The organism is Streptomyces sp. MNU76, assembly GCF_020982545.1.
Lineage (GTDB): Bacteria > Actinomycetota > Actinomycetes > Streptomycetales > Streptomycetaceae > Streptomyces.
The window spans coordinates 1,387,343-1,412,023 of record NZ_JAJKLK010000003.1 but is presented as its reverse complement, the minus strand read 5'-3'; the positions used below and the strand labels follow the sequence as shown (position 1 = coordinate 1,412,023).

General features: G+C 67.0%; 22 protein-coding genes and 1 pseudogene. 13 read left to right on the top strand and 10 right to left on the bottom strand.

All coding sequences use genetic code 11. The features are described from left to right. Positions 1–10: 10 nt before the first annotated feature. The gene (locus E4N62_RS12705) at positions 11–2,143 is read right to left on the bottom strand and encodes an efflux RND transporter permease subunit (RefSeq protein WP_230213972.1); all 2,133 of its coding nucleotides are present in this window, start codon (positions 2,141–2,143) and stop codon (positions 11–13) included. A gap of 1,278 nt (positions 2,144–3,421) precedes the next feature. On the opposite strand from E4N62_RS12705, the gene E4N62_RS12700 reads away from it, so the two are divergent. From E4N62_RS12700 to E4N62_RS12690, 3 genes are all read left to right on the top strand, one after another. Continuing rightward, the gene (locus E4N62_RS12700; RefSeq protein ID WP_230213971.1) at positions 3,422–4,420 is read left to right on the top strand and encodes a phospholipase; all 999 of its coding nucleotides are present in this window, start codon (positions 3,422–3,424) and stop codon (positions 4,418–4,420) included. 602 nt (positions 4,421–5,022) lie between these two features. After that, on the top strand, positions 5,023–5,871 hold the full coding sequence (locus E4N62_RS12695) for an IS5 family transposase (protein WP_230213970.1): 849 nt from the start codon (positions 5,023–5,025) through the stop codon (positions 5,869–5,871). Beyond that, a complete protein-coding gene (locus E4N62_RS12690) occupies positions 5,868–6,272 on the top strand; it encodes a hypothetical protein (protein ID WP_230213969.1) in 405 nt (134 codons plus the stop codon). The genes E4N62_RS12695 and E4N62_RS12690 overlap by 4 nt, the downstream gene beginning before the upstream one ends. Before the next feature lie 31 nt (positions 6,273–6,303). Here the strand turns inward: E4N62_RS12690 and E4N62_RS12685 are convergent, their stop codons facing one another. Beyond that, on the bottom strand, positions 6,304–6,567 hold the full coding sequence (locus E4N62_RS12685; protein ID WP_230213968.1) for a hypothetical protein: 264 nt from the start codon (positions 6,565–6,567) through the stop codon (positions 6,304–6,306). 799 nt (positions 6,568–7,366) lie between these two features. On the opposite strand from E4N62_RS12685, the gene E4N62_RS12680 reads away from it, so the two are divergent. The 4 genes and pseudogenes from E4N62_RS12680 (at position 7,367) to E4N62_RS49355 (ending at position 11,340) form a co-directional block, all read left to right on the top strand. Next, positions 7,367–8,446, top strand: coding sequence for a polyprenyl synthetase family protein (locus tag E4N62_RS12680; RefSeq protein WP_268269168.1), 1,080 nt, complete (start codon positions 7,367–7,369; stop codon positions 8,444–8,446). Positions 8,447–8,519: 73 nt separating this feature from the next. Next, positions 8,520–8,766, top strand: a pseudogene (locus tag E4N62_RS12675) (4-hydroxy-3-methylbut-2-enyl diphosphate reductase); the annotation flags it as partial. Positions 8,767–9,010: 244 nt separating this feature from the next. Further along, positions 9,011–10,105: a terpene synthase family protein gene (locus E4N62_RS12670; protein WP_230213967.1), complete on the top strand. Its 1,095-nt coding sequence runs from the start codon at positions 9,011–9,013 to the stop codon at positions 10,103–10,105. A gap of 134 nt (positions 10,106–10,239) precedes the next feature. Then, positions 10,240–11,340 carry a Rieske 2Fe-2S domain-containing protein gene (locus tag E4N62_RS49355; RefSeq protein ID WP_374116972.1) on the top strand — a complete coding sequence of 367 codons (1,101 nt, stop codon included), beginning with the start codon at positions 10,240–10,242 and terminating at the stop codon, positions 11,338–11,340. 214 nt (positions 11,341–11,554) lie between these two features. Here E4N62_RS49355 and E4N62_RS12665 read toward each other — a convergent pair whose 3' ends face one another. Both E4N62_RS12665 and E4N62_RS12660 read right to left on the bottom strand, forming a co-directional pair. Further along, positions 11,555–11,890, bottom strand: a complete 336-nt coding sequence (locus tag E4N62_RS12665) for a hypothetical protein (RefSeq protein ID WP_230213966.1) — start codon at positions 11,888–11,890, stop codon at positions 11,555–11,557. Between the two features lie 923 nt (positions 11,891–12,813). Further along, complete coding sequence (locus E4N62_RS12660) at positions 12,814–13,344, bottom strand: hypothetical protein (protein WP_230213965.1); 531 nt, start codon at positions 13,342–13,344, stop codon at positions 12,814–12,816. Between the two features lie 664 nt (positions 13,345–14,008). Here E4N62_RS12660 and E4N62_RS12655 point away from each other — a divergent pair. The 3 genes from E4N62_RS12655 to E4N62_RS12645 all read left to right on the top strand — a co-directional run bounded on the left by E4N62_RS12655 (position 14,009) and on the right by E4N62_RS12645 (position 15,713). Then, entirely contained in the window at positions 14,009–14,677 is a 669-nt protein-coding gene (locus E4N62_RS12655) for a GDSL-type esterase/lipase family protein (protein WP_230213964.1), read from the top strand. A 385-nt stretch (positions 14,678–15,062) separates the two neighbouring features. Beyond that, on the top strand, positions 15,063–15,257 hold the full coding sequence (locus tag E4N62_RS12650) for a hypothetical protein (protein WP_230213963.1): 195 nt from the start codon (positions 15,063–15,065) through the stop codon (positions 15,255–15,257). Between the two features lie 36 nt (positions 15,258–15,293). Then, entirely contained in the window at positions 15,294–15,713 is a 420-nt protein-coding gene (locus E4N62_RS12645) for a DUF6233 domain-containing protein (protein WP_230213962.1), read from the top strand. A 277-nt stretch (positions 15,714–15,990) separates the two neighbouring features. Here E4N62_RS12645 and E4N62_RS12640 read toward each other — a convergent pair whose 3' ends face one another. After that, entirely contained in the window at positions 15,991–16,134 is a 144-nt protein-coding gene (locus tag E4N62_RS12640) for a hypothetical protein (RefSeq protein WP_230213961.1), read from the bottom strand. Between the two features lie 690 nt (positions 16,135–16,824). Between E4N62_RS12640 and E4N62_RS12635 the strand changes: the two genes are divergently transcribed. Further along, on the top strand, positions 16,825–18,228 hold the full coding sequence (locus E4N62_RS12635) for a NucA/NucB deoxyribonuclease domain-containing protein (RefSeq protein WP_230213960.1): 1,404 nt from the start codon (positions 16,825–16,827) through the stop codon (positions 18,226–18,228). 55 nt (positions 18,229–18,283) lie between these two features. Here the strand turns inward: E4N62_RS12635 and E4N62_RS12630 are convergent, their stop codons facing one another. Beyond that, complete coding sequence (locus E4N62_RS12630) at positions 18,284–18,751, bottom strand: hypothetical protein (protein WP_230213959.1); 468 nt, start codon at positions 18,749–18,751, stop codon at positions 18,284–18,286. Positions 18,752–19,210: 459 nt separating this feature from the next. Here E4N62_RS12630 and E4N62_RS12625 point away from each other — a divergent pair, with 459 nt between their 5' ends. Further along, entirely contained in the window at positions 19,211–20,362 is a 1,152-nt protein-coding gene (locus E4N62_RS12625) for a hypothetical protein (RefSeq protein ID WP_230213958.1), read from the top strand. Positions 20,363–20,540: 178 nt separating this feature from the next. On the opposite strand, the gene E4N62_RS12620 is transcribed toward E4N62_RS12625, so the two are convergent. Further along, positions 20,541–21,125, bottom strand: a complete 585-nt coding sequence (locus E4N62_RS12620; protein WP_230213957.1) for a hypothetical protein — start codon at positions 21,123–21,125, stop codon at positions 20,541–20,543. 434 nt (positions 21,126–21,559) lie between these two features. Here E4N62_RS12620 and E4N62_RS12615 point away from each other — a divergent pair, with 434 nt between their 5' ends. Then, positions 21,560–21,784, top strand: coding sequence for a hypothetical protein (locus E4N62_RS12615; RefSeq protein WP_230213956.1), 225 nt, complete (start codon positions 21,560–21,562; stop codon positions 21,782–21,784). A gap of 164 nt (positions 21,785–21,948) precedes the next feature. Here the strand turns inward: E4N62_RS12615 and E4N62_RS12610 are convergent, their stop codons facing one another. The 3 genes from E4N62_RS12610 to E4N62_RS12600 all read right to left on the bottom strand — a co-directional run bounded on the left by E4N62_RS12610 (position 21,949) and on the right by E4N62_RS12600 (position 24,649). Continuing rightward, positions 21,949–22,989, bottom strand: a complete 1,041-nt coding sequence (locus tag E4N62_RS12610; RefSeq protein WP_230213955.1) for a SpaA isopeptide-forming pilin-related protein — start codon at positions 22,987–22,989, stop codon at positions 21,949–21,951. Positions 22,990–23,122: 133 nt separating this feature from the next. After that, the gene (locus tag E4N62_RS12605; protein ID WP_230213954.1) at positions 23,123–23,611 is read right to left on the bottom strand and encodes a hypothetical protein; all 489 of its coding nucleotides are present in this window, start codon (positions 23,609–23,611) and stop codon (positions 23,123–23,125) included. 174 nt (positions 23,612–23,785) lie between these two features. Then, the gene (locus E4N62_RS12600) at positions 23,786–24,649 is read right to left on the bottom strand and encodes a hypothetical protein (RefSeq protein WP_230213953.1); all 864 of its coding nucleotides are present in this window, start codon (positions 24,647–24,649) and stop codon (positions 23,786–23,788) included. Positions 24,650–24,681: the final 32 nt, after the last annotated feature.

Below are 24,681 nucleotides of genomic sequence, written 5' to 3'. Positions count from 1 at the left end.
CCCCCGGTGGTCAGTGAGCCGCAGGAGCCTCTGCGGAACTCTCAGCCACCATGTCCTGCCCGTGCCGCGATTCCTTCGCTGCCTGCGCGGAAGGTCGTTTGACCCACACCGGGGCCCACCAGTTGGCCCGCCCGGTCAGCTGCATGAAGGCCGGCACCAGGATGCCTCGCACGAGGGTGGCATCGATCAGGACCGCCACCCCCAGTCCCACGCCCATCATCTTCAGTGTCGTGATGCCCGAACTCGCCAGTCCGGCCATGCTGATGGCGAAGACCCCGGCGGCCACGGTGATGAGCCGGCCCGTGCGGGCGATGCCCTCTACGATCGCCTCCCGGTGATCACCCCAGGCGTCGTAGTGCTCCTTGACCCGGGCCAGCAAAAAGACCTCGTAGTCCAGCGACAGCGCGAACGCGATCGCACACAGCAGCGGCGGAATCGTCATGTCCAAGAAGCCCGTGGTCGTGAAGTCGCCGACCAGCCACCGCAGATGGCCCTCCTGGAAGATATAGATCATGCTGCCCAGACTGGCCGTCAGGCTCAGCGCGGCCATGGCCACGGCCTTCAGCGGAATCAGCACCGACCTGGTGTACAGCAGCAGCGCGACGAGTGTCGTGGCCGCCATGAGCAGCACGGCATAGGGCACCCGATCGGCCAGCGCCGTCTTTGCGTCAACATGCCTGGCGGGTGAACCACCTACCCAGCGCGGTCCGGGTGCGGGAAGTTCCCGCACCCGCTCCACCAGGCGTGCGGCCGCCGCAGACTGTGGATCCAGCCCCGTCGAAGCCTTCAGCCACATGGACTTCGTACTATTCGGTCCTGTCTGGGCCGCCTCGGTGCGGTAGCGGCCCGTCGGGGCGGTGACCTGGACGACGCCGGGCAGCGCACTGATACGCCGCGCGTACCGGTCGACCTCGCGATCGCCGGGTGCCGGGGTCAGCACGACGATGAGATCGCGATCGGGCTGCGCCGGGAAATCGGTGCGGAGGCGTTCAGTGAACTCCCGGGCCTGCGAACCGGCGGGCAGCGCACGTTCGTCGGCGAACCCCCACTGGGCCTGACCGAACGGCCACACCAGCACGGCCATCAGCACCGCACAACAGGCTGCCCACGACCACGGCGCCCGGGTCACCCACCGGGCGAGCCGCCGCCAGGCCGGACTCGACGCCGCCCCGCTGTGCCCGATCCGGGAACCCAGCATCGCCAGCAGCGCCGGCAGCAGGACGACACTCGCCGTCGCCGCCAGCAGCACCACCGCGATCCCCGCCACGGCCATCGACCGCAGCCACGGGAACGGGAACACCCACAGCGCCGAGAACGCCAGTGCCACCACGCCGGCAGACACCAGCACGCTGCGCCCCGCAGTCCTGGCCGCCTCCACCGCGGCATCCGGCACCGCCAGCCCCCGAGCCCCTTCCTCGCGGAAGCGAGTCACCACCAGCAGCGCATAGTCCACGGCCAGCCCGAAGCCCAGAGCAGTCGCGATGTTCAGCGAGATCGCCGACACCTCCATCACACCGCCCAGCAGACGCAGGAACGCCCACGCCCCCGCCACCGCCAATGCCCCCACCAACAGCGGAAACAGCGCCGCAAGCCACGACCCGAACGCGAACACCAGGCACACGAAGACCACCGGGGCGACCACCAATTCCGCCCGCACCAAGTCCCGTTCGCCCTGCTCGGCGGCCTGGATACCGCCCCAGACCCGGCCGCCGGGCGACACCCGCAGCAAGCCCTGCCGACCCGTGACCTGCGGCACGATCCGCGACGCGGCTTGCCTCTGCGCCGCTTCATCGCCCTTCAGTGCGACACCGATCAGCGCCGACCGTCCGTCGTGCGCTCGCAAGGCGGGCGAACGCGACGTCCAGTACGCCTCCACCGCGGCCACTCCCGGTTCAGCAGCAACCCGCCGTGCCAGCGCCGCCCCGTCCGAGCGCGCCCGCGCCGAGTCGACCGACCCCTCCGACCGCACCCGCAGTACCAGCCCCGGGTCAGCCCCCCTGAACTTCCGCAACAGACCTTCAGCATGCGCGGACTCCGTTCCCACGGAGTTGAATCCCCCCGTAGACAGGGCAGCCGTGACGCCAAGCGCCGCCACACACACCACAGCCACAGCGCACAGCACCGCCGCCCACAGCGTGCGCATCGGGGCCCTGACACTGCGACAGGCCAGCCAACCCAGCAATCCGCCCCCGCCGGCACCCACGCCCGCCTCCGGTCCGCCCGGCACCGCTCCACTGCGACTCGGCGCACAACCGTCCCGCGGCCCGCTGGCAGCACGGTCATCACACCCAGAACTCAAGGTCACAGGAGTCCCCCCGCACCGCACACAAGGTCATTCGCGGAAACAGACAGATCGGTCGTGCTTCCGGGGGCGGAACGAGCGGCAATCGGAGTGATCAAAACGGCCGCATCGCCAACGGCGCGGGGGAGACACACGAGCGGGATTCCTCTCGTAGATCACGGACAAGTCGGCGATCTTCGTATCGGGCACCGTCTCCGTCCGTACGGGTTTGACCGTGGACTCACCCTCCCGGGCGGCAAATCACATGATCGGCAGGCAGGGTTCCACCAACATGACCATGGAAGCCGTGGAAGGTCAGCGACGAGCTCTGGGCTCTGATCGAACAATGTTGCCGAAGCATGAGCGGCGTTTCCGGTTCCGGTGTCCGGTGCGAGTACCTGACGCAGGAGTCGGAGTCCTGTTCCGGTCCTACCTACTGACAGCGGGTGGCCGAGCAGAGCAGAACATCTGAGGCAGGTCCGGGGATGCTCTCGCGGGGGGGCGAGGAACGAGTCATGGACGCCGAGCTGGGTGGCGCGGTACGCGGCAAACTGAGCACAGCGAGCACGGGCAGAGAGATCACGCGGAGCCGCACCGGCCCTGGAGTCCGTCGGACGGGCCACAGCCCGATGTGTGGACGCGGCTTCGTCGAGCACCACACGCTGCGGGCAGTACCCCACACGCCCGTACCGCGTCACCTTGCCGCTGTCGTGCGCGAGTTGCCCGCAGATGATGCGCTGCAGCGTCTCTTGCCAGTGTGCCGTTCTCTCCCACCACGCACACCAGGGCACCGAGCGGTTCGTCGAGCGAGGCCCCCCGCAGGATCTGCCGTCGCCCGTATGCCTTGTGCACATCTTCGATACGCAGCCCCAGATCTGGTCCGGCCGGGTGCACCGATCTACTGATCATCGTCACCCGCTGCCCACCGACTGCGCGATTGCCACGTCACTGGGGCTGCACAGCACATTCGGCAGCAGAACCACGGGCAGGCCGACAACATGATCGACGGTTTACCTCTTCAAGGTGATCCGCCGTAGATGCCCTTGCCGCACGGCACGTGATCATGCGCATCCTGGCCGCCTGACATCCGGGGATACCCCTGAGTTGTTCCGCGACCCATTTCTCATAGGAGTTGGCAACGTGGTCAGCCTTCGGCGCAGGAAGGCGGCGGCCGTGATCGGCGCATGCACAGCGATCACCGCCGCACTGTCGGGCGTGTTCCAGGCACCAAGTGCGAGCGCGGACGCGCCGTCGTACGACAGTGGAAGCCGGCCGGTATACGCCGTCGCCCACCGCGTGCTCACCTCAGAAGGGGTGGTCAACGCGCTGGCGCACGGTGCGAACGCTCTCGAAGTGGACGCAACCGCGTGGACCGACGGCGGCTGGTACGCCGATCACGACGGGACCATCACCAGCCGCGGCGACACGCTGGAAGAGGTATTCGACCAGGTCACGACAGAGCGCGCCCGGGGCGTACGCATCAATTTCGTGTGGCTGGACATCAAGAACCCCGACTCCTGCGGCGGCAGTTCCCCGCTACGGACCCACTGTTCGGTGGCGGGTCTACGGGACCTGGCACGCAGGAAACTTGAGAACCGAGGGGTTCGCGTCTTGTACGGGTTCTCCACGTCGAGCGTGGGAGGTGTCGGCTGGCAGGCCGTGCACGACGGGCTGAAAGCCAAGGAAGGCGTTGCCATCACCGGCAACTACGACGACGTGCGGACGGCCTTCGACAGACTCGGCACCAACATCCCGCGCAGCCAGCGCGTCATGACCAACGGCCTGTTCGACCCCCGTCTGAACTTCGCGTCGATCGGCCGGCAGCTCCGTCTCGGGGCTCAGGCACGCGAGCGCGGCGAACTCGCCAGCGTCTTTGGGTGGACCATCAACGGTTCAGAGGGCCACACAGGCGCCGCACGGCAGGTAGATGCCTATCTCGGCTCCCGCGGCTCTGGCGCAGACGGCTTGATCTACGGGCACTCAACCAGTTGCTATCCCGACGGTGTTCCCGCTCCAGAGGGATGCGGGAAGGACGACTCTGCCGCGAAGAAGGCCCTGCGCTACATCACCGACTGGGTACAGGCCCACAGCACGACCCATCATCGCGCCACCAACGGCGACATTCCCTTCGGATACTGACCACTCCTCCCGTGGAAGTCGCCTGAGGCATGCCTCCGAGCAGAACTTCGTTGTGACCCGTACACCACATGGCGTAGTACACGCCTGAGAGAAAGAGCCATGCGTCTCATGGCGGACACCGTGACGCAGCGAACGAGCTGCCGCTGGCCCCGGGTACCCAACACTGTCCATGGCGTTGGCCACGGACAGCTTCACGAGGACCTGCCGCCGCCGCTACTGAGACACCTTCACCCTCACCGGGCCCTGGCTGCCTCCCATCGTGTGGAGCTCCGATCCAGCCTTCGCACGGCATCTGACCTGGCTGCCGCCCGACGTCTCCGGTATCCGCGAGCTCAACGGTCTGGCGGAATTTGTGTGGGGACCACGCTCCAGCGACCACACCCAGCCCCGGCGGAGGCGGTGCACCGAGGGCTCTATCCCGACGCCCTCACGCCACGCGAGCCCAGGGGAACCCCAGGGGAGACAGACCGGCTGCAAACCCCGATCAATCGGGGCTCTAAGAGGGCGGTTCGTGAGTCTTTGAGTGTTTCTGTCGTCGCCTGATGGTGTGGGCGCGGGCGGAGTCCGCTGGTCCACGGGCGGTGGTCTGTTGGGGTGGCGGGGTGAGTGAACGCAAGCCGTACCCAAGCGACTTGACGGACGAGCAGTGGTCGTTGATCGAGCCGGTGATCACGGCGTGGAAGGACCGGCACCGCTCGGTCAGTGGCCATCAGGGCGCCTACGCGATGCGGGAAATCGTGAACGCGATCCTCTACCAGGGCCGGACCGGCTGCCAGTGGGCCTACCTTCCCAACGACCTGCCGCCCAAGAGCGCGACGTACTACTACTTCGCCACGTGGCGAGACGACGGGACTGACCAGGTCATTCATGAACTCCTGCGCTGCCAGGTCCGTGAGAAGGCCCGCCGATTAGAGGACCCGACCCTGGTGGTGCTGGACACCCAGAGTGTCCACGCGGCTGCCGGGGTCCCCGCCTCCACGACCGGCCGGGACCCGGCGAAACGGGTGCCTGGCCGCAAGCGGGGACTGGCCGTGGACGTGCTGGGCCTGGTCATCGCCGTCACTGTCCTCGCCGCGAGCACGCACGACAACGCCGTGGGCATCGCCCTGCTGGACCAGGTCGCCGAGCACGCTGGCGGCACCGTCGAGAAAGCCCTCGTCGACCAGGGCTTCAAGAACCAGGTTGCCGCCCACGGCACCCTCCTGGGCATCGACGTTGAGACCGTCGAACGTAACCCGCAGGACACGGGGTTCGTCCCGCAGCCGAAGCGGTGGAGGGTCGAGCAGACCTACGGGATCCTGATACTGCACCGGCGCCTGGTCCGCGACTACGAACACCGCCCGGCCTCCTCCGCCTCCCGCGTCTACTGGGCGATGACCCAGGTCATGGCCCGCCGGCTCACTGGCACGAACACTCCCACCTGGCGCGACCCGAAGCCGGTGACCGCGTGAACATCCAGCCCCTGCTCGACGCGCTCCACGTCCAGGAAGACGCCGCCCGGGCCCTGGCCGACGACCTCCGGGCACAGATCGCTGAACTGCAGGGACGGCTGCGGGAAGCCGAGACCCACCTCGAGCACCTGGCGATCACCCGGAAGACCGTCACCGCCCTCAGCGAACGGCTCCCCGCCCACCCAGTCTCGCCCGGCCTGCCCGAGCACCCGGACTACCCCCGCATCCTTGCCGTCTTCAACGAGGCCACCGGCCCCCTCCGGGCCCGTGACGTCTGCGACGCCCTCGACCACGAACTGCTGCCGAAGAACATCGAAGGCACCCGCGCCAAGCTGAAACGCCTCGTCAAGCTCGATGTCCTCACCGAAGTCGACGCCGGCAGCTTCACCAGGAAGCAATAGCCACCCCGCGACCAGCAGCCCTGCCCCAGCTTCACGCGGAAGCAGACATCAACTCACGGCCCGCGCCCTCAGTCGCCAGCGCCAGGACTTGTCGGCACGTGTCGACGCGATCCACGAAGTCCGCGCTCTCACGGTTGCCGTCGCCCAGCACAAGGATGCACAACGAGACCTGGTCGGGCGGCTGCACGAGCTCGAACAGCAGCTGAACGCCACCGGCCGGTTCGGACGGCCCACCCTGCGTGGCGATGACCGCGTCCGAGTGGATGCCGAACGCGAAACCCTTCACCAGCACCACGCCGAGATCACCCGCGAAAGGAAGCCCTGCACGAGCGGCTTCACGCTCTCGCCGTCGTGCCCAGGAGAAGGACAACCAGGTCGCCTGGTATCTCCGAGCGGAGGCGACCAGGACCCGGAGCACCACCCGGGGCGCCGAATACCGAGACTCCCGGCTCCGACAGGAGATGTCGCGGCGGACCCAGCACGGTCAACGGGCTGACGGTGAAGACCCTACGGCGCCGATCGCCCCGAAGCCCGGGACTCCGTACAACCGCACTGCAAGGGATATCTCGCACCTGCATTCAGGGCCAGAAACCACCCTGGACGCACCAGCGCTGTAGCGGAGTTGCGGCACGTCACGGGGTGCTTGCGGGCGCACTGCCACGACCTTCAAGATCTTTCTCGCTCAATTGGGCAAGCCGCTTACGTACGCTAAACGTGGCGAGCGCCCCAGTAGTGCTCTTATGCGCCCGTTGGGTACACCTGTTCAGCGTGCTGGTAGTCGCCTTTGCTGGACGTGTGCCAAAACCTCTATGGCCGCGTACCGGGCTGCGTGCAGAGCCTGCTCCCGTCCACAGGACAACGCGTGACATGTCGTATCGGGCGCCCGACGTTCAAGAGCAGAGCGTGGCGGTGACCGTTCTGCAGGGAGCCGCGGTCGTGACCGGGCGAGCGAGGATGCCGTGGTGTCCGGGCCCGGTACTTGCTCCGACGCCTGGGGGCGTGTCGGCGTGCGCCGAGGAGCCCCGTGCGTTCCTGGTGGAGGAGACCTTGTATCCCGCCCGGAGAGCCCCGGCCACTGCGCTGGGGGAGGCGAGTTGATCGCGGGTGTTGCCGAGCTGCCGGGCGCGGCTGCCTTGCGCAGACGGGTCACCCGCGTGCTCGACGGCTTCTTGGAGCACAAGGCCGGTACCGCCGCGAAGCTGCGGATGCCCGCCGAGGTGACCGAGTGTCTGCGTGATCTCCTGGCCGCCGGAGGGAAACGGCTGCGACCTCTGCTGTGCGTGAGCGGCTGGCAGGCCGCCGGCGGTCACGGCACCCCCGAGACGTTGATCAAAACGGCGGCGTCGCTGGAGATGTTCCACGCCTTCTGCCTCATCCACGACGACATCATGGACAACAGCGGCAGCCGCCGAGGCGTCCCCACCATCCACCGCCGCCTCGCGCAGCACCACGCTGGCGGCCGCACTGTCCTCGCCGCCAGGCAGGTGGGAGTCAGCGGCGCGATCCTCATCGGTGATCTGGCACTGGCCTGGTCGGATGAGCTTCTGCACGTGGCCGGTCTTACTCCCCGCCAACTCGACGCGGTGCGACCGCTAATCAATGAGATGCGCAGTGAGGTGATGTACGGCCAGTACCTGGACGTCACCGCCGCCGGCCGCCCCGCCGCGGATGTGGAGCAGGCGCTGCGCATCGTGCGGTACAAGACCGCCAAGTACACCGTGGAGCGCCCCTTGCACATCGGCGCTGCCCTTGCGGGTGCCCCGCCTGCGGTGCACGAGGCGCTGAGTGCCTATGCCTTGCCCGTCGGCGAGGCTTTCCAGTTGCGTGATGACCTCCTCGGCGTCTTCGGGACTCCTGAGGTGACCGGGAAGCCGTCGCTGGACGATCTGCGCGAGGGCAAGCACACCGTCCTGGTGGCCCTCGCCCTCGAGCGCGCCGACACCGGCCAACGGCGCGTCCTGTGCTCCCTGCTCGGTGCTCCCCGTCTCGACGAGGCGGGGGCCGACCGCGTCCGTGAGCTGCTCACGGCCACCGGCGCCCGGGACGTGGTGGAGGACATGATCGGCACGCTCCGGGCACAGGCCCTGCGCGTGCTGGAGACCGCGCCCTTCCCGCCCGCCGCGACCACCGCCCTGCACCAGTTCGGCCAAGCCGCCACCGCGAGGACCACATGAGCCCCCCGACATCCGACCGCCGCCGCGTACTACGGCCACTCCGCGCGACTACTGCGCCGGTGTCGTACGCGCCATCCAGGCCGTCGAGCAAGCCCTCGAGGTGCACGGGGGCACAGGTCTGTGTCTGCCGCGAGATCGTCCACAACAAGTACGTCGCGCAGACCCCGGAGAAGAAGGGCGCGATCTTCGTCGAGCAGACGGAGGAGATCCCCGAGAGCTCCGCCGTCATGCTCTCGGCGCACGGCGTGGCCCCGAACGTGCACGAGGAGGCCGCCGAGAGGAAGCTCGCGACCATCGTCCTGACAATCGGACTCCGGACAGGCCCTAACCCTGTCCGCTCCGGACAGGGCTTCCTTCGCCCCAGGAACCCTGCCCGTACTCCAGCAGTTGGCCCACAGCGCCGTATGGCGGGTGGCTTGGGAAGCCGTCCACATGCCGAACTTGATCGCTGACTTTCCGCTGACCCAGTTCCCGGATACCGCCGACAACGCTCCTGTCACGCACCTCCGAACAATTGACGAAACTCCACCAGCACGCTGACCTACCGCCTTGCAGGAGGAACAGATGAACATGATCCCAGCCGGCCGTATCAGCTATTTCCTTCCCGCGATCACCTGCTCCTTCCCTTGGGAAAAGAACAAGAACTACGACGAAGAATTCCAAGAAAATACGGACGACTGGGTTCTCTCCCTGTTCTCCGACAACTCGCGTGTCATCGCTTATCGAAAGTACACGCATATGTGCAGGCTGTACCTATGGGTGGCCCATGTGCTCCCGCGCCTCCCTCGGAAAGAATACGAACTGTGGAGCAAATACACCGGCGCCGCCACGGTGCTGGACGATGCACATGAACGAGATTGGGAGGCCTCAGTTTCCAGGGATGGGGGCAGCGCTTTGACGCCCTGGGAACAGCTCACCGAGAACGCGGAATCCATGCGGTCAAGGAGTACGCCGCCCCATCCCAAATCCTGCATTTCGTCACCACTGGTGCACGGGATCACTCAACTGGTCGATCAGATCAGCGACACTATGCCCGACGCCGAGCGCGATGCATTCCTGACTGTGATCCGGGATTATTTCCACAGCAACATCTACCGCAACGAGCACCGCGCGAGCATGCCCGTTGTTATGGAGTTGTCCCTGGATCAGTACCTTTCATTCCGAGATGACGACACCGGAATGTGGCCCTACATTATCGGCGTTCCGCATATCATGGGTGCGCACCCGACCGAAGAGGAATGGAACGACCCCCGTCGAGCACGTCTCGCCTGGCTCGCCAACCGCCACGTCTTGCTGGTCAACGATCTGTATTCGTTCCATAAGGAATACCTGCAGCACAGTCAAAATATCCCGTCTTTGCTTCACTCCGTCACGGTCATGGTCCTGGGGGACGGACTGGAATGGCAGGAGGCAATCGACAGGCTGGTCAACCTGGTGTATGCGGCAGAGCGCGAGTACACGGAGATCCGTGATCAATGGATCGCCGAGGGTGCATCGACAGCCGTACGTGAAGTCTTCACCGGGTTCGAACTTGAGATGGCTGGCAGCCTCAGGTACCACTTGACCTCCCCTCGTTACCACGGGAGGGATTTCAGCGGCGAGTTCACGTCCCAGACCATCACCTGCGATCCCGCAGACGAGCGCTTCCTCTGCAGGTAGAACACACTCCCGTGCTGACGGGCTATCGCGAATGGAAGCAAGAAACCTCTCGGTATGCGGAGGCAGGCGCCGGCCACGGCCGGAGAATTTCTATCCCTAATCTAGCGCAGGCATGACTTCGGAGAGGAGTTGAAATGTTTGGCAGCAGGGACACGAAATGGTACAAGGTGCCCTCTCATGGCCCAACACCGGCCGACGAGGCATTCCCTCCGGCGCTACCCAGCCCGAAGGGCTGGTTCTGCATCGGGTTCTCAGACGAAGTCCGTCCAGGGAAAGTGGTCACCAGCAGGTTGGTGGATCAGGATGTCGTCCTATATCGCACCCGGGCCGGACTGCTGCGCGCGGTCGAGCCATACTGCCCACACCTGGGCGCTCATCTCGGCGTCGGGGGAAAGGTAGAGGGAGAGGATCTGGTCTGCCCGTTCCATGGATTCGGTTTCGGGCCCGACGGTGCATGCGTGCGATCCGGATACGGAAAGCAGCCACCAAAAGCGCGCGTTCGCCATCTGGAGATCCGGGAGACGAACGGCATCATCTTCGCTTGGCACAATTGCGAAGCGGGCAACGGTCCTGAATGGGAGATCGAGAGCGCAGACCTCAAAGGGTACTCTCGCCTAATTCATATCACAGTGGAACTGCCCTCCCATCCGCAGGAGATCACCGAAAATGCTGTGGACCTAGGGCATTTTCCTGTCATGCACAACAGCCAAGTGCGAGAATTCACCCTTCCGTTGAATCCCGGGAGTCCTGTGGCTGCTATTCACCTCAAGACTCGCATGCCAATCCCTTACCTGCCGTGGTGGCACATGACCACCAGCTACGATGGCGAACTTCGCGGCCTGGGTTGCGCGACCGGGACCGTAACCGTGCAGGGTCTCGGACTCATGATGCATGCCTGGCTCATGCCCACCGTGGTCGGGCCCTGGCGGATCCAATTGCGCTTCGCTGCATGCATCCGCATATCCCCCCCACGTTGGCTGCCTTCTCGGCTAGGCCGACATATCGCCCGAACTGTGTCCGGAGTGCTGTGCAGCTTCGGGCTTCGCAGCACAATCACCGGCCTCACGCTTGGTGCTGACAGTCCCATCTGGCATACAAAGCAACATCAGCCAGCCCCCCGGATAGCTGATGGTGACGGCCCGATCATGGCATATCGGCGCTGGGCCAAACAGTTCTATCCCGCTCGGCCTCACCGGGATGGTGAGCCCGGATCCGCCAGCTTGATTTCGGAGTGATCGCTTCAGTTGGTTCGTTGGCGGTCCGAGGTTGGGCTGCGGATTCGGGCACGGGCGGCCACTGGTCTGTCCGGCTTCTTTTACGTGCTTTTTCGCGACCCCGCAATGGAGCTCCCGGCCTCCGGTCCCGACCGTTGCGCGATACAAGACGTCTGCCGCGAGCAATCCGTACACGGATCCCGGTATCGCCCCGGCACGGGTCGGACTGCCGCGATCAGGCAGAGCCATAGCCGCGGAGCCACGCCTGCAGAGCCGCGGGATCGTTGAGGGGGTAGCCGGGGATCAGGCTGCGAGTCCGGTCGGGGAGCGGGCCGAACGGCGGGATCAGCAGCTCGGCGGTGAATGCGGCGTGTAGGTGGGCAGTGGCATGGTTCCAGGCGCCGAAGGCCATGTGCTTGACACTCATACGGCGACCGGTGATCCGCTGTAACCGCAGGTCCACCGGGAAAAATGCCTCGTAGGGATCGGTTCGGCTCAGCCATGTGACGGCCTCGCGCGGTGGCTCCCCCCTGAGCCGCTGGGCGAGGTGCGCGGCGGCAGCTATCCGCATCGGGTCAGCCCTGCCCCAGCTTCACGCGGAAACAGACATCAACTCACGAACCGCCCTCTAAAAGCTCCCGCCAGCACTGCCGTGCTGACACGTCAGCACGAAAATAGCCCCTCTGACCCGCGTTTCCGCACGTCAGAGGGGCTATCACAGGTGGAGCCTAGGGGAGTCGAACCCCTGACATTGACGCGGCCAAAGAGCCCGAACCGAGGAAGGTTTGGGCGGACGAGTCGAGGACGCAGGGGGCTTCAGGGGCCTACACGTCCCGGTACTCCTCCTCAGCGCCCAGCCCATCCAGCGTCCCCGCACGCCTCCCACCCTCTTGAAGATTCCTGCCCTGGTCTGGACGCCAATCGTTCGAACCCGGCGGCAGGATCCGCGACGCCCGTGTGGCCGATCTCGACGGAGACCGTCTGAAGAGCTGGGCCCAGGGGGATACGGCTGATCGTTTGCAAGCAGTGCCCGCACCCCGGCGCCCAACTCCGATGCACCAACAACGACGGCATGCGGTTGGCCTGCAACGCCGACAACGGAGGCCCGACTCAACACACCTGTTACTGCTTCACTACTCAGTAAGTACGGCTTGAGCAGCACATTTACGCCGCCAGAGCGAGCATCTCCCTCGCACGAGATGGCGGGATAAAGAAAGCGTTCCGGCCGCGGTCGAGGTGCACCCGGTAGGACGTCATCGACCCCACGGTGGCGTCATCGACCGTACACGAGGGGCACCCCAGGGCGACGCAACTGCTCGTTGCCGCCGGCCCCTGGCCTGCGTCGTGCACACGCCGTCGGTGGAGGACGGACACATTCCATCGCTCCAGCGTGTCGGCCTGCGGGGTGTCCCGGAGTGCGTCGTCGTAGGAGATCCGCAGGTACAGGTCGGAGGGGTCACCTGGAAGCTGGGGCCGCTTGCTCACCGGGGGAGCCTAGACGTCCAGGTCCTGCACGATGGCCTCCAGGACCGCAGGCGAAGCGTCGATCGAGGCGGGCATCACGACACCGACCACCGTTCGGTGCACCGCGCCGCCGGACAGCAGCGAGGGCTCGGGTTTCCTGGTCACGATCCGCAGGATCCCGTGTCCGGGCGCCCCCTCGATCCGGTAGCCGGGCTGGAGACGGGAGAGCCACCCGTGGTCCACCGCCACCGCCACGCCCTGAAGCGCTCCGATACGCAAGCCGCCGGTCACCCAGGCCGACCAGACGACCTCGGTCCAGTCCGCGCCGTCGGCCGCGTCCGGAATGACGTCCGAGAGGTCGGGGTGGTGCTCAGCCACCCAGCGTGAGGGCTGCGCCTTGCGGAGGACCCACTGCCCGTCCCGGCCGACCTCGGCAGGGTCGAGCCCTGGAGTGAGGCGCATGTCGAGAGCGACGTGGCCGTCGGTGAGCCGGTCACCATGGACCCAGACCCTGTCCTTGTTGACGACCCAGTCGCAGAGCCGCTCCATCGACGCTGTCACTCGGTGTGCTCCCAGGAGAGATCGTTGCCCTTCCACCCTAGGACGGGGGAGCACGGAAGGCTTTTCAGCGTTGACGCGGGAAATGGTGGTCCCCACTGTCCGGCCAGTGCGGCGCGCAAGATGCGCCCTGTGCTTCCCAAGCCGTCAAGCGAGCCGTTTGCGCGCCCCTCACACACGGATAGTTACGCATCGAATCTGAATATTCACTTAGGGTAATCGATTCGGAAGCTGATCCTCAGCATGGGGCGGGTCCGCGTGCCAGCCCCTGCTACGCCTGACTGGAAGGGCACCTTCATGCGTCTCAAGAGATTCTGGCTGGCTGTCGTGGCGCCCGTCGCCGCACTGGCCCTGGCCGCACCCACCTCAGTGGCGGCACCGGCAGCCGACCACTACGAGTGGGCCGCGCTGGGCGACTCCTACACGGCCGGAATGTTCACCGGGAGCCGGTCCGACAGCCCGGACGGGTGCGAACGGACCCCGAACGCGTATCCGGACCTGGTCGACCGGGAGCTCGCGGAGTTCCCCCCGGGCCTGCCCGTCCGACTGGCCAACGTGAGCTGCGGCAATGCCGCGATCCCGCACATCGCAAGGCGAATCGCAGAAGCCCATCGGCTGGGGACCCGGAGTGGCCGACCCGGCGCAGCCGCCCGACGGGTGGGCGGCCGTGCCCGCTCAGACCGAACGGGCCGGGGTCGGCGAGGAGACCGACGTCATCACGATCGGTATCGGCGGCAACAGCCTGCCGCTGGGCGAGGTCCTCCTGCGCTGTCTCGCCCTCGGGGCCGAGACCCCGGGTGGCAATCCCTGCCAGGACTACTTCGAGAGCCCGCCCGACGGCGTGGAAAGCCTCGACGAACGCCTCGCCAGGATCCAGGACGAGTACATCACCATGCTCGTCAACGTCCACGGCAAGGCCCCGAACGCCAAGGTGATCACCGTCGGCTACCCGGCCCTCCTGCCCGAGGACACCGACACCTGCGGCTACGGCGACCCCACTGAAACCTTCACCATCGCTCGCGGGGACCTCCCCTGGCTGCGCAAGGCGGAGGAGCGCCTGAACCAGACCATCAAGACGGTCACCGACTTCTTCGGCGACCGCTACATCGACACCTACGCCTCCAGCGAGGACCACGACGTCTGCCAGCCCGACGGCGAGAAGTGGATCGAAGGCCTCTGCGGCACCGTCGACCCCGACAGCACCTGGCCGGCCGGAGACTGCGCCCAGCTCAGCCCCGGACAACGACAGACGTTCTTCCACCCCAACAACGCAGGCCACACCAACACCGCAAACCTCGTCGAGCGCAGCATCCGCATCGCCCTGCTCGAACTCTGACACCCAACACACACCCCCGGCCCCAGAAAGACAGGTGACACACGCCGGGGCCGGACATCAGGGGACAGCCCCGTGAACGCCGCACGGGTGAGGGGTGGCCACTCCGGCAGGACAGAGCGGGGTGGCCACCCACGGTCGACAAACCGGGCAACCGCAGACCGCCCGACCACTCGCTCCGGCCGGGACGCACTCTGCGCTTCTCACGGGCAGCGCGGTCCTCCCGGCCCGGCGCACGGGCCGAAGCGGGCACAGCCCCAGTACTGGGCCGCGCCGACCAGACCGGGGGTGCGCCGCTCAGCCTTCACTGACACACGATCAAGGTTCGACGGCACGGGACAACTGGCGACCGAATTCGAACACGTGATTGAATTTGAGAATGCGATCCATGCTAGCCGATCTCACCCATTGCCTTGAAGCGCGGCAGACCGCCTACCGCCGGCTCGCCGCCCGGCCGTGCACTTCGCTGCGACGACAGCTCATCCGGCTCTCGACGACGGGGCTGTTCCACCCCTACTGGCAGGGCCGCCAGACGACCGCCGCACGGTCGGCGATGTACGCGGGGAGGGGCACAGGAAACTGACTATGCGGACCGTCCCGCACAGAACCGGTGCACGTCATGTCCCAGCTGCCACCTGATCCGCTCCGGCTCCGGGCAATCCTTGCCCATGTCGACCGCCAGATAGCGGAGAACCAGACTGTGGCCGTCTATCTGCGGCTCCAGCGGGACGCTGTGCTGGCCGCGCTCGCAGACTCCGAGGTCCGTCCTCCGCAGCGGCCGGCGCGCCGACCGAAGGGCGGGGGCCGCCTCCCCGCCCTCGCCCCGCCGTCGGCGAGGGAAGTGGGCTTCGTCGTACAGCAGAATCGCACTCCGACAGGGCCCGAGCCCGCCGTGATCCACTTGAATGACTGCACCATGGTCGAAGGCACTCCGCATCGGATCAGAGCGGACGAGGCACGCGCGGCACTGACTGATCCCAGTATCGAACCGTGCCAGTTCTGCCGGCCCGACACCGAGCTAGGCGTTGACGTGGCGTGACCGACCTGACGCTGCCGGGCCTGTACGAAGAGCTCGTCGTCACAGGAGATGCGCAGACGCAGGGCGGAGAGATCACCAGGAAGCTGGGACCTGCTCACCCGGTAGACCGAGTCGCCGAGGGCGACCGGCACCGTGTGAGCATCGAGCTGCACGAGCCCGAGCCCAAGCCGAGGAGCAGTCCGCGACAGTCCTCGCCGTCGCCGACTACAAGAAGGATCTCGGGCTTGCCGAAATGAGCGGCGCGGGGCGGCCGTCAGGACCGCCCCGCGATTGCCGACTACGCCTGCCGCTTCACGTAGGCGACCGCAGCCATGCCAGCCGTGAAGATGAAGCCCACCACAGCGGCACCGGAGGCAACAGCGGTGAACGGCGTCTGCCCGAGAGCGACGAAGCCGATCCCGACAGCGAGACCGATGACCACAGAAGTCAGGGCAACTACGACTACGTGGTACATGCGGTGGTCGCAGGTTGAAGTGGTTACGGACAAGGAAGGCCCTCCCATGCTTTGCCAGAGCGTCGCGTTCTGAGCCAGGGCAGGGTTCACCCACCACTGGTCAGTAATACGACGTCGCCGCCCAAAGGGCGTCGCCATAGGAGAGCGCCGGCCAGGCGCCCCTATAGGCGTTCTGCCGCCGCGCTGTAGTGCTCGGTCATCTGCACCGACGCCTCTCACCTTCACGGGTCTTCAACCTCGGCGAGTATAGCCAACTCCCCTGACATCCACACGGGTTGGCGTCCGATGCGCGCAGAGGGTGTCCCCTCGTCCCCGCTGTGGCTCACGAGGAGATCGACGCTCTCGAACCGGCCTTGCTCAGCCGCCCGACCTGGCTGAAGGAACCGGACGGCTTCTGGAAACTCCCCGAGCCCACACTCAGTTGACTGATCGCCGGTTGGTCCACCGAGGAGGTAGAACGTCATCGAGCCCACGGTGGCGTCCTCGACCGTGCACACGCGGACAAGCGGAGGACAGGCACATCCCATCGCTGCGTTATTGAGGGGCTCGTTGTCAGTGCCTCGTGTTTTGATCGGATCAGTTCGGCGTGGACACGCCAGCTCGTGGTGTCCCGCGCTGTTTCTGGCCATGCGGCAAACACGGGGATATGACATGAGAATGCGAGAAGTGCTGTGTGCGGGCGCCGTCGCTGTGTCGGTGCTCGGCAGCAGTCTGACCACCGCGCGGGCGGCGGACAACAGCCCGGATGATCTGCGGGTGGATTCGTACGTGCTTCCGGTCGGGGCCGCGAAGCCGTCGTTGGAGGAACTGCGCAGCGGCCGGGGGATGGAGCGGCTGCGGGAGTTGGTCCGGCAGGCGGAGCCGGGGACAGGGCTGGCCGCGGAGACGGTGGGGCCGGCGGCCTCGCTCGTCCCGCTGTCGAACCGGGCCTCCGGAGTGCCCGCGCAGCCGCGGTTGGAGCAGGAGAGGCCGTCGGTGGGGCCGATGGCAACGACGGCTCCGGAGCCTGCGCGGACGATGACGTTCGAGGAGTGCAAGAAGGGCCTGGGCAGCAGCAAGGCGTTCTATGTGAAGTCGCGGTTCGCTGTGTGCAACGGGGCGTCGTTCCTGCAGACCTGGGTGCGCAACAACCAGCCGGTCGGCGAGAGCATGTTCAACGTCCGCGTGGTCGGCACGATCGCCAAAAACAGCCGCACGATCGACTTCCGGTACTACTTCACCGACTTCGTCACGACCGGCACAACCGGGGCTGCCGCGATGCCGATCACCACGAAGGGCAATCTCCCGCAGAGCTGGCCGGCCGGAGCGCGCTACACGCGCGGCGGCGACAAGCCGGGCACGCAGACGTTCACCCAGCTGAAGGCGCTGCGGACGTTCCACGAGACGGTGAACGCCAAGCCCGGGCAGGGCAAGAAGAGCGCCGACCTGCTGTTCGCCGTGTACGAGCCGGCCATCAGCTACACCCCGCCCGCGGGGTGGACACTGAGCGGCAGCCGGGGCGGCAAGCTGTTCATGCTCGCCCCACGCTGGGAGGCCGCCTCGTACCTGGCCAACTCCACCGGCGGCGGCAACCCGGCCAAGAAGGGCGCAGCCACCTTCAGCTACGTGCCGACCCTCACCCTGAGCGCCAAGGCCGGGGCTGATGAGCGTGCCGAGGCCCAGCACATCAGACAGGCGTTCCTCGTACCGGGAGACACCAAGCCGTACATGTCGGCGAAGAACGTGCCCGGGCAGACGGTCAAGGACCCGCTGCACCGGACGGTGAGCGCCGCCCGTATCGACAAGAATCGCGGCGCGGCGGTCAAGCAGTGCAAGCGGTACTGGGGCGCCAACTACACCAACGGCGGGACGAAGGAGTGCGACGAGTACCCCTTCGCAAGCACCTACGAGGGGGCCGCGGAGAACTACTACGACCCCGAGGTGACGAAGTTCAACTTCTCCGCGAAGCCGATCCCGAAGGAGGACAACCAGGCCGGCGGCCTGATCCTGAAGAGCTTCTACGCCAAGAACCGAATCATCGACGGACTGGACGACGGCTTCATCGTGAAGATCACCGGCTGACCCGGACCGGTCCTACGGCGGCGGGACGCTCACACCGGCCCGCCGCCACCGGCGTTCAGGACGGTGCGGGCCAGAACTGCACCAGGTAGCGCTCGACACCGTGCCCGGTGCCCTCGCCCTCCGCCAGAGCCGCAGCCGCGGCCCGGCCCGCGCAGTGGACCCTCACGCGCCACGATCCACCGGAATCAGACAGCATGATGACGTCGTCGGCGCGGCCCGTGTGCATGGACCACACGGCGACCTCGCCGCTGCTGGATGTGAAGTCGGCCTCGGCCTGTGCATCCCAGTCGGCCGGATCCTGCCGGGCAGGAGCCGCGTCCCAGACTTCCACGGTGACCGTGGCGGTATGGGTGTGACCGCCGCTGGTGATGTCCAGCCGCCCGGGATGGGTACCGAGGAAGGCCCCGAAGTCGAAGTCGTCGGGGAAGGGAACCGGCAGGTCAGCATCATCGGACTCCTGCAGTCCGAACGCGTGGAACCCCACATAGGCATCCACGTGCTGCTGCCGGACAAGCTCTGCCATGAGCGCCCTCTCAACGTCACCGACCGTCGTTCTGCAGATCCTAGGACCAAGCGTTCGGGCCGGGGCCTCAGCCGCCTCGCTGCGGCCACCGCTGCTGTGGGAAGGGCCGCGGTCGTTGACGGCATGATGGCCAGTCTGAGCATCATAGCTGGCCACACCTGGCGCCTCGCTGCGGAGAGCGCACGAGCTGACGCGAGCTACCGGGACTGGAACCACCAGATCGCCCCCGTCACGACGGCGCTGCCCGCTGCGTACGCAGCACCTCGGATCATGGCGAACCCCGCAGCCCGAAGCATGTGTCGAGGCCCCTTGCGGAAACGGCTTGTCATCTGATCTTCCCCTCTGACCTGGTTGCCGTACACACGCCGCGCGTCAGGCGTATGCCGTATGACTCAGTAGGCCAACCCGCCCCACGGTGAGGGCCCCTGCTAATCGCGGGGTTCTAACTAGACTGATCCCGTGGTGTGGAAAGAGCCCAGTGACGCCGAACGACGACTGCGTGAGCAGCTTGCAGCGCACGGACTGTCAGTGAGCTGGGCGAAGATCCGCCGATGGCGAGAGTTCGGTGCGCTCCCCTGGAAGAAACGGCATGGCCTGGGACGTGGGTCTGGGTCCGCCTCGGATCTCCTCCCGGAGACGTTCGCGGTCGCCGAGGCCCTGGCTTTGGCCACCACCAAGAAGAAGCCCCTGGAGCAGGCTGTACTCCACGTATTCACCACGCACCCTCGGTTCGATCAGGTCCGTGCGGCCCGGTCGGTCCCGCTACCCGAACGTGCGGTTCGACGGGCCCTGGTCTGGTACATGGCCCGGGACGACTCCCATCCGCTTGCCGCCATCGAGAAGGCCGTCCAGTCCGCAGACGGCTGCCCCGACAAGGCGATGGACGCCGCCCTGGAGTCGGCTCACCGCTATTTCTCCAAGCTGTACCGCCAGGGGAAACAAGGAAGACACCCTCCAGGTACGACCTTGCCCGACAGCCTCGCCGACGCCGACGGTCTCGCGACTTTCGCCGTGGCCATGGTGCTCGGCTTCGAGAACTTCGGCACCGACGCCGTCGTGGAGGCAGTCAGTCAGTCGCTGCCGGAACTCCCTGACGAGTACGGCGAACAGGTCTTCACCCAATTGAGCAAGGCCGCCCAAGAGGCAGAACGCCACCGCGAGAACCCATTTTCTCGCCGCTCTCGCTGGCCCTCGCTCCAGGACCGGGTCCAAAGGATGGAACATGTCGACTATCGCGAGATCTGCGCGGTCCGCGACGTGCTGGCGCTTCTCGTAGAAGCCTCCCCTGCGCTGGCTTTGGCCAGGAGAACGGGGGTCGAAGATCCGGCCGTACTGCACATTGAGGCAACTCGGGCCTCAAATCAGCGCACGGACGAATACCTGAGGCGAGCGGAGGCCATCAGCCGCCATCCCGGGGAACGGGCCTGGAAAGGCTTCACCGGCCTTCTCCTCAACGTGTGCACTGCGCCACGACGGCTGAGCACGTTCCCGGAGGACGTCACGGCCCTCGACCCTGCCTTGGACGACCTGTCGGGCCTTGGCCGTCGCATACTCGCGAGCCAGACAGCGAAGCATGAGACCCCCAAGCGCCATAAGAACACCGCAGACTGACTGCCAAGCAGGCGAAGCCAATTTCGACCGAGGAGCCAAGGGGGCGGGCACGGACGACAGCTGGTGACTCCCACACCGCGGCGGCGCCCGAACTCGACGCAGAGAGTTCTGGCTCGTACAGCGCGGCACGCGGCCGTACCCGTGACCCGGCCGCGCAGACACAGAACCGGGACAGCCCTCAGCGGAGTTCGCCCGCCTCGTACTTCGCAAAGTCGTGCTTCTTCCAATCCCAAACCCACACCTTCGACTCGCGCCACAGGCGGGGGTAGTCGTGAAACTCGACCGCGTTCGGGGCTCCAGGGCCAGGTACTTCGATGCCTGTGTCTCCCTCAACCCACCGGCCTGTGGGTACTGTCGTCGGTCGCCATTGGGCGTCGGCAATGAGGATAGCTTTCATACCTTTGATGCCGATCTCCCCATCGGGAAGAGGGACCCTCCACTCGCGCTCATGCAGCCACGTTGAGCCCGCAGCGGTGCGTACCGCCCAGTGCCCCAGCCTGGCCTTCCGGAATGCCTTGTGCACGTCCGGTGGCACATAAGCCACGGCCCCTCCACCGATGCTGTTGACCACTTCTCGGATGGTCACCAGACCCCACGGCGTGAAGCCACGCATCGTGATGAGGTGGTCTAGGTGCCCAGGAGGGCACTCGGAGAAGCAAAGGCATGGCGTTCCGGAGCTACCGGGGTCTGCCGCTCCGAATGGCGCGAAGGCCCGGAACCTCTCCTCTCTCAGGATCTGGTCCAGACGGTCTTGCGGGGTCATGCACCGTATGTTCTCGGGCACCCAGTTGGGTCGACTCCCGTTTCTTCCAGTGAAGTGGATCAAATACTCGCTCTGCGCTGGCCCCACCGGCCCCAGACTCAACACCATTCCACCCCCTGCGTGATGCGTGATCCCGTACGCGAAGGTCATACAGGACGACTCCAGGCGGCACGCCGCATTTCCTCAACGCGTACGAGTGGATGGCTGTGTCCCTGCTCGATCGCGACCACGCGATTGACCGCAGGAACGTGAAGCGGCCCCACTTGGGAGCTTGCGTTCTAGAGGTGGTCGCAGCGCCATACCTCCGGTCCACGGACCGGCCGCCGGAGGCGCGACTTGAGCCGGCCCGGTCAGGAGTTATCCACAGGCGTCAGCGGAGGCAGGCGGGGATCTCTACCGTGTTGCTCCAGCCGATCATGAGGACGGGGCAGCCGATGATGTACAGGGTGGATCTGGCGGTCCGGGTGGAGGACGCGCTGGCCGAGCTTCCCGAGGAAGGACGGCGCGAGGTGTTGGACATGATCGCCGCAATCCTGGTCAGGAGGGAGTCCTGGCCCGCGGTCGGCGGATGGGATGTGCGGTTCGCAGCCCGTTCGTGGGTGGCGTTCACCGCGTACAGCGACGGAATCGACGTGTACGACCTGGGATGGGCCGGCTGAACACTGCAGCTCCACCCCCGCCTTGCGAGGCTTCACCTGCACATCCCCATGCCGCGAAGGCGACGTTCACCAGTCCCCGTTGTGAGCAGGATCCGGTGCCCGGATAAGCGCCAGGCCCCCGAGACTGGCGTTTCTCGGGGGCCTGGCGTTAGGGGAAGCGCCGGTCAGTTGATGTCGGTGCTCTCGTCCTGCTGAGGCTGAGAGTCTGTGCGGCGGCGTGAGGCGACGACTGCGGCGATGCCGGCAATGAGCAGGAGGCCAGCGCCACCGATCAGCCACGGTGTGGCGTCGGCTCCCGTCCGGGCGAGGGAGCCGTCCGGGGCCGACGGCGACGCTGACTGCGCCCCGTCCCTGGACGGGGTGGGCGAGGACGCGCCGTCCGACGTGCCGGTGGCGGTCGTCTTGGGCTTCGGCTCGCCGGAGGTGTCCTGGGCCGGCGAGTCCGTGGGCGTGGAGGAGGTGTCCGTCGGGTCGTCGCCGGTGGGCTGCTCGGTCTCGGTGGGCTGCGGCTTGATGGCGGTTTTGGCGTTGGTGACCGTGACGGTGACCGGAGACCCGGGCTCGGCGGTGAAGGTCTTGGCCGGTGTGTAGAGGTCGTAGCCCGCGGGAGCCGTGACCTGCTTGACCCAGAATTCGGCCCGGCGGCTGGGCACGGGGAGGTCGCCGGTCGCGGTGCCCTTGGAGCCGGTGGTGAGGGTGAGCAGGGTCGTGTCGCCGCTGCCGATGTTCACCGTGGCGCCGGGCAACAGCTCGCCGGTCTTGTTGTCCCTGGCCCTGAGGGTGACGTGGGCGGGCTTGAATGGGTCAACGACTATCACCCGGGCGATGGCGCCGGGGGTGACGATGACGTCCTGGTCGGCCGCGATGTCGTGCAGGGGGCTACCGGAGGCTGTCTCCTTAAGTCGGTAGACGCCGGGAGCAAGGTCGGGGAAGGTCACCTTCCCCTGTGCGTCGGTCTTCCCGCGCCCGGCCTCCTGACCGGTGGCGTCGAGCAGGAGGAACGAGGCGCCGCGCATGACGTCGCCCGCCGAGTCCTTCTTGGTGATCGCGACGCTGCCAACAGCGTCGGGGGTCGAGGTGGTCTTCGTGGCAGGGGTCAGCTCGGCCGACTGGGCGGAGGCGGCCGGGGCACCGGCGAAGATGCCGGTCACGGCGCCGACGAGGGCGGCCGGCAGGAGGAGTCTGCGGACGGTACGGGCGTGCACGAGAAACGTGGGCTCCTTGATCAGGCAGTGTATGGGCGAGGTCCGCGGCTTCGGCCGCGGCTCGCAGGGGGCGGGCGAGCTGGTGGAGGTCCGGGAGTCTGTTTGACCGTCGGTGTGGCGAGGTGACTGAGCTTCAGCGGGCGCGACCACCGGCACGTGCGCTCGGTCGGGCCGGCGCCGGGTGAGCGGTACGGCCCGCAGGGCGGCTCGGTGTGGACGCGGCCCACGAACCGGGGAACCACACGGCGGTGTACTGCTCGACCGCGTCACGCAGTGCGGTGGTGACGGCGCCCTCCCACGGCGGCCGGCCCGGTCGGTGGTGTGTGCTGAACGTGCCGTACTGCTTGGTGTTCACCCGGGTGTTGTGGGCTTCGTCGCGGCGGTGGAAGGTCCCGTGGTCCACGAAGCTGAGCGCCACCGCGTCGATCTCGCCGTGGTCCGGGTGGACGACGGCGACACGCAGGCCGTCGTAGGTGTCCGCGTGGATGGTTTCGGTGAAGTCGATCCGCAGCCGTAGCGGTGCGCCCGGGACGGGGGCGGCGAAGTAGGCGTTGCCCACGACGGCGTGGTCGTGGAAGGGGAGGCACAGTTCGGCGAAGAATTCGGGGGCCTGCAGCGACAAGAAGGAGCTCCGGTCGAGATCGAACTGATGTTGACGGCGAGGGGCGGGCAGCACTTGCCGGCTCGTGGTGCTCCAGCGCGGGACCCGGGCGGCGGGGAGCGCGGCCGGGCGGCGAGAGGCAATGCGCCGGACATCGAGGGGCGTCGGGATCGACGGGCAGGGCGTGAGCTGGGGTCAGCGGGTGCGGTGGGCTGGGGACTGCGGCACCGGTGCGGGGGCGTGCCGTTGGTGGGAGGTTGTGGTGCCGGCGCTGCGGCGCAGGGCGGCCTGGACGGCGCGTTGCTGTTCCTCGATCGGGCGCTGGTCCAGCAGGACCAGGCCCCGGGCGACGGCCGGGTCGTGGGGAGATCCGGACCCGATTCCGACGATCTCGGCCGCGGTCTCGGCTTCGACCAGTACGCCGAACTCAGTTGGGATCCCGAGGAGTTCACTGCCGTGGTAGCGGGCGCCGTCGAGGGCTGGGAGGAGGCTGATGCCATCGCCGAGGCAGTCGGCGAGGAGGTCGAGCAGCAGGTGTGTGGCGGACTGCAGTCGGGTGCGGAAGTCGGGATCGGTCAGCCAGAATCCATTCGGTTCCGGTGCCGGTGGACGGCCCGACAGGGTTCGTTGCACCGGTGGCGTGCTTGTTCGGGCTCTCGTCGTCGGCTGGGGGAACCACAGGCGGGTGTACTGGTCGATGGCGCGGCGTAGCTTCGTGGTCGCGGCTCCCTGCCACGGTGGCTCGTCGCGCTGGTGCCAGTCGCGCATCCTGGCGTAACCGTCGTGTCCGGGGGCGCGGCCGATGGCCGTATCACGGCTGTGGAAGGTGTCGTGGTCGGCAAAGGTGAGGACCGCGGTGTCCAGGACGCCGCCCTGGCCGGTGTGGAGGATCTGCAGCCGCAGACCGTCGTACTCGTCGAGGCGGATGGTGCGGGAGAAGCCGATCCGCAGGCGCAGGGGGGAGCCCGGCTGCGGGGTGGCGTAGTAGGTGTCAGCGACGACGGTGCCGTCGGTCAGGGCGAGTTGCCGGGTGAAGAACTGCTCGGCGTGCAGGGGCATGTCACACTTCTGTCGCGTGGGCGGTCGTGGAG